At 38.2% G+C, this 16,857-nt stretch carries 16 protein-coding genes; 4 read left to right on the top strand and 12 right to left on the bottom strand.

Going from position 1 to position 16,857, the window contains the following annotated elements; all coding sequences use genetic code 11:
- Positions 1 to 188: 188 nt before the first annotated feature.
- Both ACFX40_RS13055 and ACFX40_RS13050 read left to right on the top strand, forming a co-directional pair.
- Positions 189 to 641 (top strand): DUF1641 domain-containing protein, encoded by a 453-nt coding sequence (locus tag ACFX40_RS13055; protein ID WP_013057327.1) that lies wholly within the window; start codon positions 189 to 191, stop codon positions 639 to 641.
- Positions 642 to 674: 33 nt separating this feature from the next.
- The gene (locus ACFX40_RS13050; protein WP_013057328.1) at positions 675 to 1,853 is read left to right on the top strand and encodes an NAD(P)/FAD-dependent oxidoreductase; all 1,179 of its coding nucleotides are present in this window, start codon (positions 675 to 677) and stop codon (positions 1,851 to 1,853) included.
- Between the two features lie 45 nt (positions 1,854 to 1,898).
- Here the strand turns inward: ACFX40_RS13050 and ACFX40_RS13045 are convergent, their stop codons facing one another.
- From ACFX40_RS13045 to ACFX40_RS13030, 4 genes are all read right to left on the bottom strand, one after another.
- Positions 1,899 to 2,855 carry an AEC family transporter gene (locus ACFX40_RS13045; RefSeq protein WP_028408294.1) on the bottom strand — a complete coding sequence of 319 codons (957 nt, stop codon included), beginning with the start codon at positions 2,853 to 2,855 and terminating at the stop codon, positions 1,899 to 1,901.
- A 12-nt stretch (positions 2,856 to 2,867) separates the two neighbouring features.
- Positions 2,868 to 4,571, bottom strand: a complete 1,704-nt coding sequence (locus tag ACFX40_RS13040) for an NAD-dependent malic enzyme (RefSeq protein ID WP_028408293.1) — start codon at positions 4,569 to 4,571, stop codon at positions 2,868 to 2,870.
- A 241-nt stretch (positions 4,572 to 4,812) separates the two neighbouring features.
- Positions 4,813 to 6,264 (bottom strand): M20 family metallopeptidase, encoded by a 1,452-nt coding sequence (locus ACFX40_RS13035; RefSeq protein ID WP_098331794.1) that lies wholly within the window; start codon positions 6,262 to 6,264, stop codon positions 4,813 to 4,815.
- A 22-nt stretch (positions 6,265 to 6,286) separates the two neighbouring features.
- A complete protein-coding gene (locus ACFX40_RS13030; RefSeq protein WP_330533757.1) occupies positions 6,287 to 7,510 on the bottom strand; it encodes an MFS transporter in 1,224 nt (407 codons plus the stop codon).
- Between the two features lie 169 nt (positions 7,511 to 7,679).
- On the opposite strand from ACFX40_RS13030, the gene ACFX40_RS13025 reads away from it, so the two are divergent.
- Positions 7,680 to 9,746 (top strand): helix-turn-helix domain-containing protein, encoded by a 2,067-nt coding sequence (locus ACFX40_RS13025; protein WP_377255178.1) that lies wholly within the window; start codon positions 7,680 to 7,682, stop codon positions 9,744 to 9,746.
- A gap of 17 nt (positions 9,747 to 9,763) precedes the next feature.
- Here ACFX40_RS13025 and ACFX40_RS13020 read toward each other — a convergent pair whose 3' ends face one another.
- Genes ACFX40_RS13020 through ACFX40_RS13005 form a run of 4 tightly spaced genes read right to left on the bottom strand, consistent with a single transcriptional unit; the run spans position 9,764 to position 12,502 of the window.
- Positions 9,764 to 10,234: a hypothetical protein gene (locus ACFX40_RS13020; protein ID WP_336063910.1), complete on the bottom strand. Its 471-nt coding sequence runs from the start codon at positions 10,232 to 10,234 to the stop codon at positions 9,764 to 9,766.
- A 21-nt stretch (positions 10,235 to 10,255) separates the two neighbouring features.
- Complete coding sequence (locus ACFX40_RS13015) at positions 10,256 to 10,480, bottom strand: non-oxidative hydroxyarylic acid decarboxylases subunit D (RefSeq protein ID WP_028408288.1); 225 nt, start codon at positions 10,478 to 10,480, stop codon at positions 10,256 to 10,258.
- Positions 10,481 to 10,496: 16 nt separating this feature from the next.
- Positions 10,497 to 11,918: a non-oxidative hydroxyarylic acid decarboxylases subunit C gene (locus ACFX40_RS13010; RefSeq protein ID WP_334035380.1), complete on the bottom strand. Its 1,422-nt coding sequence runs from the start codon at positions 11,916 to 11,918 to the stop codon at positions 10,497 to 10,499.
- Positions 11,919 to 11,920: 2 nt separating this feature from the next.
- Entirely contained in the window at positions 11,921 to 12,502 is a 582-nt protein-coding gene (locus ACFX40_RS13005; protein ID WP_060746935.1) for a non-oxidative hydroxyarylic acid decarboxylases subunit B, read from the bottom strand.
- 113 nt (positions 12,503 to 12,615) lie between these two features.
- Between ACFX40_RS13005 and ACFX40_RS13000 the strand changes: the two genes are divergently transcribed.
- The gene (locus ACFX40_RS13000) at positions 12,616 to 13,485 is read left to right on the top strand and encodes a LysR family transcriptional regulator (protein WP_377255175.1); all 870 of its coding nucleotides are present in this window, start codon (positions 12,616 to 12,618) and stop codon (positions 13,483 to 13,485) included.
- Between the two features lie 71 nt (positions 13,486 to 13,556).
- Here the strand turns inward: ACFX40_RS13000 and ACFX40_RS12995 are convergent, their stop codons facing one another.
- The 4 genes from ACFX40_RS12995 to ACFX40_RS12980 all read right to left on the bottom strand — a co-directional run bounded on the left by ACFX40_RS12995 (position 13,557) and on the right by ACFX40_RS12980 (position 16,729).
- On the bottom strand, positions 13,557 to 14,513 hold the full coding sequence (locus ACFX40_RS12995) for an AEC family transporter (protein WP_028408284.1): 957 nt from the start codon (positions 14,511 to 14,513) through the stop codon (positions 13,557 to 13,559).
- A gap of 706 nt (positions 14,514 to 15,219) precedes the next feature.
- Positions 15,220 to 15,624: a YkvA family protein gene (locus tag ACFX40_RS12990; protein ID WP_377255172.1), complete on the bottom strand. Its 405-nt coding sequence runs from the start codon at positions 15,622 to 15,624 to the stop codon at positions 15,220 to 15,222.
- A gap of 99 nt (positions 15,625 to 15,723) precedes the next feature.
- Positions 15,724 to 16,005, bottom strand: coding sequence for a hypothetical protein (locus ACFX40_RS12985; protein ID WP_033579186.1), 282 nt, complete (start codon positions 16,003 to 16,005; stop codon positions 15,724 to 15,726).
- Positions 16,006 to 16,093: 88 nt separating this feature from the next.
- A complete protein-coding gene (locus ACFX40_RS12980) occupies positions 16,094 to 16,729 on the bottom strand; it encodes a DUF1796 family putative cysteine peptidase (protein WP_098659335.1) in 636 nt (211 codons plus the stop codon).
- Between the last annotated feature and the right edge of the window lie 128 nt (positions 16,730 to 16,857).

Here is a 16,857-nt window from a genome sequence, read left to right as displayed (position 1 = left end):
AACTTTTATTAAACAAAGGGTTACGAGGTTCTTCACTTATTTTTTCAACGAAATGAGTTGATTTTATCTCGTATTAAAATTAAAATAGAATTATGTGCAAGATTTCACAACTTCACAATGTAGTTTGAAAGTCTAGCAGATAACTAGGAACTACATATGCAACAGTATCCAGCAAAGGAGGACTTTTCATGTCTCAATCAACTATTCAAAAATCAGCTGCAGAGGAAAATGCTGCTGTACAAACAGAAGCGGCAGTTAACAAAGGTCAAGCGGATGTGTTAGATCAATTGTTAAAGCCTGAAGTACAAGAAGCTCTTACTGTTCTTGTAGATAATTTACCAAAATTATCTGAAATGGTAACGGTGCTTACAAAAACTTACGACGTTGCGCAATCATTATTAACTGACGACGTATTAAAAGAAGATCTACTTGGTGGAGTAAAAGAATTTATCGAGCCGGTAGAAGGAACAGTAAAAGGTCTTGCAGCTACTGCAATCGAAGCAAACGATCGTGCAGAAGCAAATGCTTCTAATTCAATCGGTTTATTCGGTTTATTACGCATGCTTAAAGATCCACAAGCTCAAAAACTATTCCGCTTTGCACAAGCGTATTTAGACATTACAAACGAAAAACAAAAATAATTTTCATTAAAAAGTGTGGACGGAGGATCGACTATGTCAAAACATATTTTAATTTTAGGCGGCGGTTACGGTGGTTTATTAACTGCAATGACAGCTCGCCAACACCTAAGTGCGGATGAAGCAAAAATTACAGTAGTGAACCGTTTTGCTACTCACCAAATCATTACAGAATTACACCGTCTAGCTGTAGGCGGCGTTTCTGAACAAGCGGTAGCTTTACCACTTGATAAATTACTTAAAAACTACAACGTTGATTTAAAAATTGCAACGGTAAAAGAAATCTCACCAGATCAACGTGAAGTATCTCTTGAAGATGGTACAAAATTAAGCTACGACTACCTTGTTACAGCTTTAGGTAGTGAAACTGCTTACTTCGGTATCCCTGGTTTAGAAGAGCACAGCTTCGTTCTTAAATCAGTAAATGATGCAAACCGTTTACGTGCACACGTAGAAGCTTGTATCGCTGAATACAGCAAAACAAAAAATAAAGCTGACGGTACAATCGTAGTTGGCGGCGGCGGATTAACAGGTATCGAACTTGTTGGTGAATACGCTGACTTAATGCCAAGCCTATGTCTAAAACACGGTGTTGATCCAAAAGAAATTTCTCTATACTGTGTAGAAGCAGCTCCTACAGTTCTTCCAGGCTTCCCTGCTGAATTAGTAGAGCGCGCTCAATCAAGCTTAACAAAACGTGGCGTTACATTTGTTACTGGTACACCTGTAACAAAAATGGATGCTACAACTGTTGAACTTAAAGACGGCAGCAAAATTGAAACAAAAACAATGGTATGGACTGGCGGAGTTCAAGGCAACTCTGTAGTTGCTAACTCAGGTATCGAAGTAAACCGCGGTCGTGCACTTGTAAATGAATTCTTACAATCTACATCTCATAAAGATGTATTCCTTGCTGGTGACTCAGCGGTTGTAATGGGTCCAGAAGGTCGCCCTTACCCACCTACTGCTCAATTAGCTTGGCAAATGGGTGAAGTTGTAGGCGTGAACTTAGCAGTAGCTATTCGCGGCGGAGCAATGGAATCATTCGTTCCTGTCTTCTCTGGTACACTAGGAAGTCTTGGACGCAAAGATGCAATTGGTACAATCGGCGGAAACAAAACGCAATTAAAAGGTTTACCAGCATCACTTATGAAAGAAGCAAGTAACGTTCGTTACTTATCTCATATCAAAGGATTATTTGCATTAGCTTATTAATCCGTCTTAAAACGAAAGAGGAATTCTCCTCTTTCGTTTTTTTATTTACATAAGCCAAGAAATAAGAAGCGGCAGCGTAATCAACGATAAAATGGCACTAATAACAAAAGCAGATGCCGTTTCGTTTTCCAAGCTTTCAAACCGCAAAGCAATCATCGCTGCTACAGCAGACCCAGGAAAAGCTACCAGTAAAATAGCTTTTGTCACTTCATCTGAAGACAACCCTATCCATACTGCAATTCCGAGCATAACGATGGGTTGAACCGCTACTTTTAAGACGGCTATCCCAAGCGCCCCTTTACTAAAGTTAATTTTTCCAATTCCAATCGTTACTCCTACCGCAAACAAAGCTGCTCCCGATGTAATACTTCCGATTTGATCAAGCATATCCTGTAAAAGTTTAGGTGACTGAAAACCGCAAAGGGTTAAAATCACTCCAATTAACGGTACACATGCCAAAGGCTCAGATAAACCATGCAAAATGGAATGAACCGTTACTTTAAATAAACTTGTTTTCTCTTCCCCTTCTTTTCGCCCCCGTTGTCCAACGGTTCCTAAAATCGTTGCCAGCGGATCTAAAATCGCATTCACCACGATTCCTGTTATAGCAATTGGAATCGCTACTGCGCCTGCACCAAACAATCCTCCGAGTACTGGAATGCCCATAAAAGCAAACGTTGGCTGAGCTGAGTTTAAGGCAAACATAGAAGAGGCAGTTAACGTATTCTTCCCTGCATACTTCACGACAAGCAAGATAATGAGGTAAAACCCGACGATTCCTAAAATCAGCGCTACTAAAAACGGCCATTCGTCTATGAGTGTTTTTCTTGGCGTTGTCGTTACACCTACAAATAAGTGTGCAGGAAGCGCAAACTTCGTTACTAATGTGTTGAGCCCCTTAGACGTTTGCTTATCAAATTTTTTAAAGTGCCCTGCTAAATAACCAAGCAAAATGACAAAAAAGATAGGCGCGAGAATGAGGAAAATTTGACCTATGCTCATTTATCATTCACCTCATTCATCTTTTGCCTTAACCGGTTTATAAACAGGCTGCCATACCGCTGCTTCTACAAGTTCATTTACATTTTGCTTGGTAACAGTTGCTACGTTATCTTTTACAGCAGCATCAGCAACTGCTACAGCAACCGCCTTTGATACTTTTTGAAGATCTTTAATGTTGGGAAGAAGCGTATCTCCTTTTGTGTCTGTTTCTGCTATACGCGCTACTGCATTGGCTGCTTCTGCAAACATAGATTCAGTAAACTTTTGAGCGCGAACCACAATTGCACCTAAACCAAGACCCGGAAACACAAACGCATTATTAGCCTGTCCGATTTCATAAGTGTTCCCGTTATATTCAACGGGTTCAAATGGACTTCCCGTTGCAATAAGGGCTTTTCCTTCCGTCCATTTTATAATATTTTCCGGAACAGCTTCAGCAAGTTTAGTAGGGTTGGAAAGAGGCATAATCACCGGGCGCTCTACATGTTTTGCCATTTCTTTAATGATTTCTTCAGTAAAAGCATCCGTGACGCCTGACGTTCCAATTAAAATTGTTGGCTTCACTTGCTTGACAAGCTCCAACAGTGAAATTTTATTTTCATCGTCTTTTTCCCATTCTTTAATCTCTTCATTTTGGCGAACATACGGCTGTTGAAAAGGAGCTAAATCTTCCATATCTTCGGTTAACAGACCTCTGTAATCATATGCCCAAAAACGATCATATGCTTCTTCTTCAGACAGCCCTTCAAGCATCATCGCACTATGAATACGATCAGCATTCCCAATTCCAGCAGATCCCGGTCCAAATACAACAACCCTTTGATCTTTTAGGGGCGTTCCTGTAATGCGCACCGCTGTTAAAACGGCTGCAAGAGTAATTACTCCCGTTCCTTGAATATCATCATTAAACGTTAAAATTTTATCGCCGTATTCTTTCATAATGTGACGCGCATTAATATTCCCAAGATCCTCCCAATGAAGAAGCGCTTTAGGAAACTTGGTCGTTATTTCTTTTACAAATTGAGCAATAAAACGATTATAGTCTTCTCCTTTTACTCGTTCATGACGATTTCCTAAATACAAAGGATCTTCAAGAAGCTTTTTGTTATTGGTCCCCATGTCAAGAACAACAGGCAGTACGCGGCTTGGGTCAATTCCTGCTGCAGCCGTATAGACCGCTAACTTTCCAACTGCAATATTTATCCCTCCTACACCCCAGTCCCCAATGCCGAGAATACTTTCTGAATCCGTTACAACGAGCAAATCAATATCTTCGCTGTCGAGTCCTAAGTTTTCAATCGCATCACTTAATCGATCCGCTTCATTTACGGATAAATATAGTCCATCAGGTCGATGGTATTCATGGCTGTATTCTTGGATGGATTGACCTACAGTAGGCGTGTAAATAATGGGAAGCATTTCACTTAAATGATCGGTTAATAAACGATAAAATAAGACAACGTTCCGATTATGTAGGTCATTCAACGAATTATTTTTTTGAAGATCATTCGGTGCTTTTTTGAACTGTTCATATGCTCTTTTTGCCTGTTCTTCTAACGTTAAAACCGTTGGAGGAAGAAGTCCCTGCAGATGAAGGTTTTCTCTTTCTTCTTCAGTAAAAGCAGAACCTTTATTTAAATAAGAAGTGGATAAAACTGATTTTCCTTTTAGTGAAGTTGAAATTGACCCATCTTTTTCTACTTTATATGCTCTCATGTTTCTTTACCTCTTTTCCTAAAACAATTAGATAGGGTTAGGTTCAGCAAAGAGATATATTTTTAACCATTTATTTTTAATGAAAACAAAAAAGAGATTGAGCCATAACTACATCAATACAATCTAGAGACGAAAAAACGGGATAAATGAAACCTGTGTTCAACCTAACAATAAAAAAATCCGAACGATTTATCGTTCGGATCTTCCTTACACGAAAATACGTTTTTTCCCATCTCGTTTTTTATACCACGCTATAGTCTTCCTGCTCACTTTCTGAGTAATTAGGTGGATGTATATGTGAAGGCACAAGACATTCATAGCTTTCCCCTTCTAGTCTATCCTCCAGCTCTTGTTTGGCTTGACTAATCAGCTCTTGATTTTCTATCATTTCAATCGCCGTAGCCGCGATGGCTTTTCCAGCCAATAACATCGCATCATGGGCATACTCCGTTTTCCCTTGAGCAACAGCTTGCCATGTATGAAACGGCGTAGCATAAGCCCACGTTGCGGTCACGCACTGTGCAGTGGGAACATTCCAGCTAACGTCTGCGACATCCGTTGATCCTGTCATGAAGGAAACATTTTTAGACATAGGAGCAATTTGGTTGAAGACTGGATGATCCGCTAAAGCTCTGTCTAGCAGTGAACCCACTTGTTTTTTTGCTGCTTCTTTATCTTCGGCGGATGTAGACTCGTAAATAGCTTTGGCAAAAGCTATTTCTTCATGTTTCACTTCAGCCAAATTTATCTGCATCATTTGCTTATGCATGAGCTGCTCCATTGTTTGATTTGGAATTAGATTAGCGCAGGCTCCTTGAATTTCCTGTTCCATTTGTGTTTCAGTCATTAAAGCCGCTCCCTTTGCAATTTTCACAACCCGTTCATAAAGTTCTTTTACTTGAGATGGCTTCGGAGCACGAATTAAGTACATCACTTCCGCTTCTGCTTGAACAACATTAGGAGAAATGCCTCCGCTGTTTGTAATGGCATAGTGTACGCGCGCTTCATCTATCATATGTTCACGCATATAATTCACACCAATATTCATCAACTCTACAGCGTCTAAAGCGCTTCTACCAAGGTGAGGACTAGCAGCTGCATGACTGCTTCTTCCTTTAAATTTAAAAGTTGCTTGCATAACCGCATTCGATGACGTATGCATAACACCATTAACGGTAGCGGGATGCCATGAAAACGCGACGTCTACATCTTGAAAAAATCCTTCTCGTACCATATACGTCTTTCCGTAACCACTTTCTTCAGCTGGACAACCATAGTATCGAACGGTCCCCGGGACATTTTTTTCTTTTAAATATTCTTTGACAGCAAGTGCAGCTGCTAGTGAGCCTACGCCAAGTAGGTTATGTCCACACCCATGGCCATTTCCGTTTTTTTTGACCGGATCTGCTACTGCACACTTATCTTTTTGACTCAGCCCGGTAAGCGCATCGTATTCACCGAGAATAGCGATGATCGGATAACCGCTCCCGTAACTTCCAATAAAACCTGTTTCAAGGTTAGCAATATGTGTACGAAGCGTAAACTCTTCTTTTTCTAACATGTCGCAAATCAGCTGTGCAGACTTATACTCTTCAAACCTCGTCTCTGCATATTCCCATATTTGATCACTGATTTGAGTTAGCTCGTTTCGCTTTTTTTCAATAAGTTGTTCGACTTCTTTAATAATATCCATGAGACACTCTCCTTTTTCTTCATTATTTAACAGCATTTTGTGCGTCCACTACCACTTTTGCAGGTCGAATCGAAAACAACGAAATAGCACAGACAAGAGCGCAGATAATTAATAAAGCAAATGCTGCATTATACGACCCGCCAAACGATTGTACTAAAAAGCCAATGAGCATCGGTGTTAATACGCCGGCTGCTTGAGCTCCTGTATTGATAAAACCATTTGCTGAACCGACCACTGATTCAGGCAACATTTTTAAAGGAGCTGAAGCGATTAAAATCACATTAAACGAAAACAGCAAGGTGACTGCACTTTGAAAAACGATAAACATGCCTACGCTAGGTGAAATGGCCATGAAGCAAAGAAAAATACCCATCAGTAAACCAAACACCGCCGCTATCGTCTTGTCTTTTCCGTCCGGAAGCTTGTCTAAAACAAAGCCGCTAACAAACATTCCGATAATGCCTGCAAATGCTGGGATAGCGGAAAGAAAACCGATGTCCGTTAAATTCAGATGCCTTACTTCGGCTAAATATGTAGGCATCCACGACATGAGCCCCCAGTTAATGGCGTAGATACTGAAGTATGCAATAAATAAATTCCAAATCATCGGAGTTTTGATAATTTCTTTTAATGTCATCTGCTTAGCAGGAATAGCAGAAGTCTCTGTTTTTTCTCTCTGCTGCTTTTCTTTCAGTAAAAAAACAAACAGAACTGTAATAACGAGTCCGATGGCTCCTATGATATAAAAGATACTTCTCCAGCTTATCGTTTGCATCAGCTGCGTCGCTAGAATTGGTGTAACCACGCCCATAATCGTACCTGACGATAACAAGAAGGACATGGCTCTACTGCGTTCTTGCTGAGGAAACCACCCTGCGATTCCTTTTGATGCAGATGGAAAATAACTCCCTTCCCCTAAACCAAATAAAAAGCGAATGATAATAATAGAAGCAAAAGACCAGGCCATGCCGGTAAAAACCGTAAACAACGACCATAAAAGCACGGCGATTGTAATGACTTTTTTAAATCCAAAGCGGTCTGCTAGCCACCCTCCAGGTATTTGCATCAGTGCGTATCCTGCAAAAAAGCTGCTTAAGATGATGCCTGTAGAAGAAGCATTCAGATGTAGATCTTTCGAAATATCTAAAATAGCGTAGTTAATAATAAAACGATCTAAGTTTCCAAGCGACCAGCCTAAAAATAATAAAAATAAAATGACGTATTTCCAGTTCGACCTTGCTAGCATAAATGCACTCATCTCCTTTTTATTTCATTTAATGTAATGTTTTGTAACAAATCAATTCGTTATATAAATATTAAAAAATTCTGACTATTTTTTCAATGTGTATTTCTATATAATAAGAACTATAACTATGTATTTTTTTACATTAAGTAGTCTATAAGGGGTTGTTAACATGAGTGATTTATTAGCTAATATGAAAGGTTATCTTACATCTATTATCAAAAATAGTCCTTATCAAATTTGGACAAGTATTGATTCTGCAAATTTTAACGTGATTTTTTCCAGTTCTTCATGTTCATCCCTGACTTACCCTCCTCCCACTAGCCTACATAACGGCAGTGATTCCTTTCAAAAGCATATGGCATATGAAGAGTTCGAGGAAATTTACTTGTCCTTTCCAAATCGCTATGCGTTTGTTGTTCGCATATTTGCTAAGCACGACTGGACACCCCCACAAATAAAACAGCTATCGGCTACCTTTTCTCCTTATGTGCTGCAAAAAAAGCTGGAGCGGCATGAGCACATTTTAAACGTGCTTATGAAAAGCATTAAGGAAATTTCACTTTTACAAGACTCAGATTATCTATTAACAAGAATTCTTGAAAATGCTCTTTCAGTTATTTCTGTTGCGGATATGGGCGTGCTGTGGATGTTTGATTCTTCCACTCAATTTCTTTTGCCTCGCGCCTGGTCCGGGGGGCCAAACAATGAAATTCAAAACATGAAAATGAAAGTTGGCGAAGGAATTATTGGAAAGACATTTCAGCATAATAAAAGCTATATGTATACGAACTTAAAAGATATATTACGCGATTCTTCTACTATGACTGACGATAATATTCATTATCTTAATCAGTCCTATACGTTTACAAACATTCAATCTATTATTTCTGTCCCCATTTGTATGGAAGAACAGACGGTATGCGTACTCATTATTTATCAAAATGGTACAACCCCCCTTTTAAATGAAGAGGATAAAGAATTGTTAGAAAGCTTTTCCGATCAAGTATCGATTGCTCTCTTAAACTCAGCGCTTTTTGAAGATGTAAAAAAACAAAATGAACTTTTAATACGCCGGGATCAAATTCATCGCACCTTCATGAATGTTTCACTTCAAAGTAAAGGAATTGAACCAATACTTACCGAATTGCGCCGAATGGTTACATCCCCTGTCACCATTGTAGATTTTGTTGATAATAAGACCTATGGCTTCTTGAAATTCTTTGATATAGACACAAAAATAGCTGAATTTCACACACATTTTCTTTCACATACAAAGCCTTGTTTTTATACTATTGAGGCACACAGTGTTTATATTCACCCCATACACGGCATTGACACGCTCTTAGGGTTACTTATTATGCAGGCAAATCAAGGAGATCTTTCCTCTCTAGATCAAGTGGCACTCGAACAAAGCAGCTCTGTTATTGCATTAGAAATGCTGAAAAAACAAACGTTAGTTGATTTATTTTACAAGCGAACACATGAATTATTTAGTGAATACTTATCGTGTTATGACACCACTTTGCTGTATCAAAAAGCAGCTGAGCTAAACATTGATACAAAAAAGCATATTCTAGTCGCTCTCATTACCATTCGTTCACAAGCGGACCTGCAGCTCTTAAACTTACACCTTCATCGCCTTGTATCTGACATCAAATCGGTTTTCAGCTCAAAAGCACCGGTCGTATACGGATTCGACACCAAAGTAACCATTGTATTTACGCTTGATCCTTATGAAAAACATCATGCTATTATCAATCAATTAGAGGATTTACTCTCAAAATGGCGTTACTACAATGAATGTCATGTAAAAACAGGGATTGGAAGTCGGTATTCTCATTTTACTCAAATAGGAAAAAGTTATAGTGAAGCTGAAAAAGCTATCTCTTACCTTCTGTCTCAGCAGCAAGATGGATGCATGTTGTATGAGGAAATAGGAATTAACCGGCTATTTATTAATCAATCAAAAGAAGAAGTCAAAACCTTTATTGATGAAGTATTTCTCCCTCTTAAGAACAATCATTTAAACGACGAACCTTTAGAGCAAACGCTAGAAGCGTATTTCGATAATAACCGCTCTGCTTCACTTACAGCTAAGCAGCTTCATATTCATGTTAATACACTCTATCAGCGGTTGAAAAAAATTGAAGAAAAAATGAACATATCATTTACAAACAGTGAACACCTATTAAAAGTTCAGCTAGCATGCTATTTAAAAAAATTTCACTACAGCTAAAAAACCGATTCTTATTTTTAAGAATCGGTTTTTTCGGTAGAAAGAACAGCCTCAATTGATTGTTTCCAGCGGCTCAGTACCTCTTTGGAATCATGAAGCTGAAATTGAATTCCTGATGTTAAAACTGCATATTTTGCGTAATCTTCTTTAACAGCGGCTACTTCTCCCGTAAATAGCTCATAGCCTGATGACACAGGAGCTTCTTTTTTTAGGGAAAATTTAATGTAATAAGCTTTTCCTTCAACAACTAATGTAACGGTTGCCTTATGATTCTGTATCATGTTTGTTGAAGATGTTGTATCTTTCCATACTAATAGCTTGACGCGTGAAGAGCTAATAGCCACCAGCTCTCCTGCGCTAATCATTGCTACATGAGGAAAACCCTCGGATGTCACTGTAGATAGCAACATCGCATCATGCTGCTTCCTTTCTAGATCTTTTCCATTTAAAAATACCCGCACGGCTCTTGGCAGCTCTGCTTTATCCATTTTACTTACCACCTTTGCTGATTAAGATCGGGGTGGCACAGGAGGCACGTGCGTTGCCAGCGGTACGTCTTTTGGATTGACTTTAAATGGTCGAGGGTATTTTTCAGGATTGGTGATCGTCTCAGGTTCAGAAGAACGCCAGGTAAACAAACACACGCTGCATAAATAAATTTCCCAGGCTCCTTCAACTGGTGATTTAGATACTAAGTTCGCTTGTTTGGTTTCACATCTTGGACAAGTATACATGTCGATTCCTCCTTGTTTATTTTTGCATCATATTCGTTAAGATTTTTTCCCATTTTTCAGTTTCAAGTGGTGTATCTAAAGGCTGAGAATAGTGGCCTCTTGTTTCAGGTGCAATCGGTGTTGTAGCATCCAAAATCATTTTATCTGTAATACCAGCCGGCTCAGATCCTGGATCAAGTGGCAGAACTGAAAGATTAGGCACTGTTATAACATCATGTTTTGGGTGCATTTTTGTCGATAGCGCCCACATGACTTGCGGTAAATTAAACGGATCCACATCTTCGTCTACTAAAATAACTAGCTTGCAGTATCCTAATCCATGCGGCGTAGTCAATGCCCTCATACCAACCGCCTTAGCAAATCCTCCGTATCGGCTTTTCGTTGAAATAATAGCAACGAGACCGTGAGTATACATCGCGTTCACCGCTTCAATCTCTTCAGGATATGCTTCTTTTAGCTGCTGATATAAAGGAACGCTTGTATTGATTCCAATTAAATAATCTGTTTCTGTCCAAGGCATACCGATATATAGACTTTCAAAAATAGGATCTTTGCGATGGTATACACGATTGATTTTGATAACAGGCATGCTTCTGCCGCCGGAGTAATGACCTGTAAATTCGCCAAAAGGACCTTCATATTCACGTTCACCGGCTAAAATTTCTCCCTCTAAAATCACTTCTGCTCCCCAAGGTACATCTAAATCAGAAAGCTGAGATTTCACAATTCTGTACGGTTCACCTTGAATAGCTCCTGCCATTTCATACTCTGATTGATCGTAATGAAGAGGCGTAGCGGCTGCTGTGACAATCGCAGGTTCACATCCTAAAGCAATTGATACAGAGAGGTTTTCACCTTTTTCTTCGGCTTGTTTCAAGTGAATAGCAATATCATGCTGTGGCACAGGCTGAATGCCTAGACGGTCTTTCCCTTTAACCTGCATACGATATATACCTACGTTTTGCTTGCCAAAGTTCTCCTTATCATTCTGATCACGAGAAATAACGCACGCTTTATCTAGATAGTAGCCTCCGTCTCCTTGATTCAAGCGAAACAACGGCAAAAGGTCGAATAAGTTAATATCATCTTTAATCTCACACTCATGAAATGGCGCCGTTTCTTCTCTTTTTACTTTGACAGGAAATTTTTCATATCTCCGAGCAAACTCAAAGAACTGTTCTTTTACAGGAGTTGATTTAGGCATTCCCATCATTAACGCGTGATTTGACCAGGAACCCATTACGTTTAGGGCTACCTTTGCATTGTTGTACCCATAAATATTGGTAAATAATAATCCCGGCGTTTGGTCTCCTAAATTACTGATGGCTTGACCTGCTGAACCCAAATCTGGGTCAGGCTGCACTTCATCTGTAATCGTCAGTAGCTGCCCTTCTTTATGTAGCGTATTAAGGAAATCTCTAAAGTCTTTATAAGCCATGTTTATTTTCCTCCTTGTGATAAATGTTTAATTCCATTCCATCTTTTTGCCTCAGGAAGCTCAATTCCTAATTGATCTAACGTTCGAACAGCAATATGAGTGACAATATCATCAATCGTTTCAGGCTTGTTATAAAATGCCGGCATAGGAGGCACAAGGATAGCGCCCATTTTTGAAAGATCCAGCATGTTTTCTAAATGAATCGTATTCAAAGGCGTTTCTCGAGGAAGTAGCACAAGTGGCTTTCTTTCTTTTAACATCACATCTGCCGTTCTCGCTATTAAGTTATCTGCTAGTCCCATTCGAATAGATGCTAATGTTTTCATGCTGCAAGGACTAACAATCATTCCGTCTATACGAAAAGAACCGCTCGAAATTTTTGCTGCTTGGTCTTGATATGAATAACAATAATCTGCTAGCGCTTCTACTTGCTGAACGCTATACGGTGTTTCTAACTTAATTGTGGCATGAGCCCAAGTCGACATGACTAAATGCGTTTCAACAGAAGCCTTCTTCAAAAGCTCTAAAATTCGAATACCTAGAATAGCTCCCGTGGCTCCTGTGATTCCTACAGCTATTTTCATCTCTCTTTCTCCCCTCTGCTTTGGTTACACATTTAACTTTACACTCATTTTCCATACAATTAAAATATTGATAAAATATATAATAATACCTTTAAAGTATGGAGTTGAATACAGTGGAATTAAGACAGCTGCATTATTTTATTGTCATAGCTGAAGAATTAAATGTGACCAAAGCAGCAAAGCGCCTGCATATGGCTCAGCCTCCTTTAAGCAGGCAGCTAAAACAGCTCGAAAATGAGCTGGGCCTTTTACTTTTTGAACGAAATAATAACAAGCGCTTATTGTTAACGGTAGAAGGAGAGCTTTTTTTAAAACGAGCGAAAGAAATTGTGCAAAGGGTCGAAAAATCAGTATTAGAAGTACAGGAATGTAAAAACGTAACAAATGAAAAGCTTGAAATCGGATGTACGATCTACTGTGCATCAACGGTTCTCGATAAGCTAACTCTTATTCAAAAACAGTATCCAAACAGCACATTTAACATCTATGAAAACGAACCAGCTCACTTAAACGAGTTATTAACGGAAGGAAAAATCGATGTAGCAGTCACTACTACTAACTTACCTTATCAACATGTCAAAACAAAAACACTTGCACCAGATGTTTTTGTTGTAGCTGTTCCTAAAGAAAGTGGTTATGCAACAGAAAAGATTTCAGTCGCTGAAATTGCTTCTCTCCCTCTTATTCTTCTTCGTTCAAATCGGGAAATAAGCATATATAATCGCATTGTGAAGGAATTTGAAAAGATAGCTGTAATACCCAACATTTTATGCGAATGCCATGATTCAGCGATGCTTCTTAATTTAGTATGTCGTGGCCTTGGTGCTGCCATTGTTCCTTATTCAATGCTTTCCTCTTTTTCACTAGAACATATTAAAATTCTAAGTATAGAAGATAATCCATTTGTAATTGAGCCTTTAGTTACGTGGCGTACCGACAGTTATCTTCCCAAAATCGCTCAAGAATTTTTAAAGCTTTTTTAAATATAGATGCACAAAAAAGACTTTGCTAAAATAGCAAAGTCTTTTTTTATGTTCTATATTGATATATGTGACTACATTAACCAAGAAATTAACAGCGGTAATGTAACAAGTGACATAATGGCACTAAGTACGAATGCTGAAGCTGTTTCACCAGCTAAGCTGTCAAAGCGAACTGAAATCATCGCTGCTACAGCTGAACCTGGGAACGCTACTAATAATACTAATTTTACGATGTCAGCTGATGATAGGCCCATTGCTGTTGCAATTCCTAACATTACAAGCGGCTGAATAGCAACTTTTAAAATCGCAATACCAAATGCCGCTGGGCTAAATTGAATTTTACGGATACCAATTGTTACCCCAACTGCGAATAGTGCCGCACCAGATGTAATTGAACCAATTTGATCTAAACTGCTTGAAAGTAAATCTGGAGACTGGAACCCACATAATACTAATACTACTGCGATTAACGGAACACAAGCTAATGGTTCAGAAAGACCGTGTAAGATTGATTTAATCGTTACTTTAAATAAGCTTTCTTCTGAATCCCCTTCACTTCTTTCGCGCTGTCCGACCGTACCAATAATAGTTGCTAAAGGATCAAGCATCGCATTTACTACAATACCCGTAATGGCGATTGGAATTGCTACTACATCTGCGCCAAACAAGCTACCTAATACGGGAATACCCATGAACGCAAACGTTGGCTGCGTAGAGTTTAAAGAGAACATAGACGCGCCTGTTAGTGAGTATTTGAATACATATTTTGCAACAAGTAAGAAAAGAACATAAAATCCAATAATACCAAGAACTAATGCTAATAAAAACGGCCATTTTTCAATAAGCGTTTGTTTTGATGTTGTTGTAATACCAACGAATAGATGTGCAGGTAACGCAAATTTTGTTACAAGCGTGTTTAACCCTTTAGATGTTGTTGCATCAAACTTTTTGAAATACCCTGCTAAATAACCTAACAAAATAACAAAAAAGATTGGGGTTAAAATAATAAAGATTTGACTAATTTCCATTTTTGAACACTCCATTGTTTAGATTAGACTCAATCATATAAATTTGCTTTCTTAGAAAGATAATTATCTTCTAAGGCTTGTCTATGGATATTGTTTACGTCAGGCCATTCATCTCCCTTTTTGCTAAACATCTCTACAAATATGAAGTAACGTATAATGGTTCATGAAAACGCATGGACTTTGTTTTTCTGCAATCATTTATTTACTTCGAAGCTGTTCATTTAGTTAAATCAAATCACACAAAACTTGTCATACAATACAGTAACTCTACAACCTTAGCAAAAACTTGTCATACAATCATGTTGTTGGCTTACTTAGGCTGAAAAAAAACACCTTCAAATGAAAGATGCTTAATCTTGTGACGAAAGAAAGCTACTTCTGATTGATGAGGAAGAATCTCTAAGAGTTTGAAACTCTCAGTTAAAAAGTTCCATAATTTCACAAAGTTTTTACAAACAATCTTACTTATTTGTATATTGCTTTCTGTGACGAATTTATGAACATGTTTTAACTTAACATTTGTAGGGGAATTATTCAATTACATTGCTTAAACTTTTAGTGAAAAAAATATTTTAATCCTGTTTTTTTTACATAAAACGGATTAAATTAGTCAAAAAGACCTATATATTATCGATTAAAAAGAAGATGATTCATCTATCACCTTCTTTTGCTTACTTTATTTAATAATTACATGTAGATCATAACGTTACTTTATTTTAGCATCAATAATGGAAAAATTGTGTTCTTCTGAAAACCACGTTTTAATTTTTTCTTTTGCTTTCAGTTTAACACCTTCATCAATGTACATGGCAACTTGAATCAATGCAAGCCCCAGAGCTCCTAAATCATCTGTAAATCCAACTCCTGCTGCAAAGTCCGGAATTAAATCTAAAGGAAGAATAAAATAACCTAACGCTCCTATAATGATTGCTTTTGCTTTTGGGGGAATATCAGGTTTTTGCAGCGTGTAGTATAAAAGCAATACGGCATAAACAACGTTTGCTCCCGCTTTTTTACCAAACTTTTTAAGCTTGTCCCAAAATTTTTCTTCCGAATAATATTTGGCTGTTTCCTCTGTCCGAACGGGTACAATTTCTTGTTTCTCTTCCATATCGATCACCCTTTCATCACCCTATGTACTTATTATAAACGATTATCTCTACCGAATTCCATTGAGAGCTTAAACTCCATAAACCTGCACAAAGCAGGCTTATGAATTTTTTAATGAGTAATGCTTCATAACGATAGTAACTAAGTCATTCAGCGCCGTTTCACTTTTAGAATGATTTTCAAACTGCTGAATAAGATCCATATGTTCAAGCAGCACTTCGTAATTACCCGTCATCTTTCTCAGAACTTCATATGCGGAACTATTCAAATCCACTTGTATTTTCAAATCCTCCAGCTGTACTAGATACTCATTCCAGCGCTGGTCTTGTTCTAGCAGCAGCAATACAATTTCTTTTATCGCCTTCCGCACATTGGACTCCATCTTTTCATCTCCTTTGATACACAGATATAACAAAGTCTATGAAAAAAACGAGCTTTTTCATTCCCGTATTAAGCAAAAAGAGTTTCTTTTATTTTATAACAAGCCCGCTTAAGAGCTCTTCCCATACTTGATCATCGCGCAGCACGTCCATTGAAAAAATAGGTGCATGTAAAACACATGTATAAGGCAAGTCCCAGTTAGCTTCGGACAAAAGTTCTTTTTCACTGTTTGTCAGCAGCAGTATATAGAAATCGTTTTTGACCATTCTCTTTAAAATATGCTCTAGTTCTTTCGCTTCTTCATACGTTCCGCCCATGCGAATAAACAATATACAAGAACTAGTCTCCATTGACGTTAAAAATCGCTCCGTTCTCCGTTCATATTTTTCTTTGACTTCATTATATGAAAGCCAGTTAGTCTCCGTATTAATAGACGACGGAAAATCATGAGCAGAATCAATTTGATACACCTTATCACGCAGTCTAAGCGTGGAACCATCTCCGAAAGAACTGATATAGGTTAAGTGTTCATATACAAATAAGTCTTTACAGCGATTTTTCAACAGCTGGTTAACATGAGAAAGAGAAATACTAATACACCAATCAATCACGCCGGCTTGTTTTCGCAAAGAATATTTTTTCATGTATATCCCTGGAAAACAGTTATAGCCTAAGCTGTATATCATATCGTACTGCTTGCTTTTTAGTTCATTTAAAGTAACCATGTTCATCCTCCCTTCTACTATAAAATATGACAGCTTTTTATAGAAAGAGGCGGCTTCTGCCCTATAGCGTACAAGCTTTTTGTTTCTCAAAAGCTTATGTAAATAAAGAGCAATAACGTAAAGGGAAA

The sequence above is a fragment of the Priestia sp. YIM B13552 genome, from assembly GCF_042787775.1.
Classification (GTDB): domain Bacteria; phylum Bacillota; class Bacilli; order Bacillales; family Bacillaceae_H; genus Priestia; species Priestia megaterium_E.
Note: the sequence above shows the minus strand (reverse complement) of the source record. Positions and strands in the feature narration are given on the sequence as shown.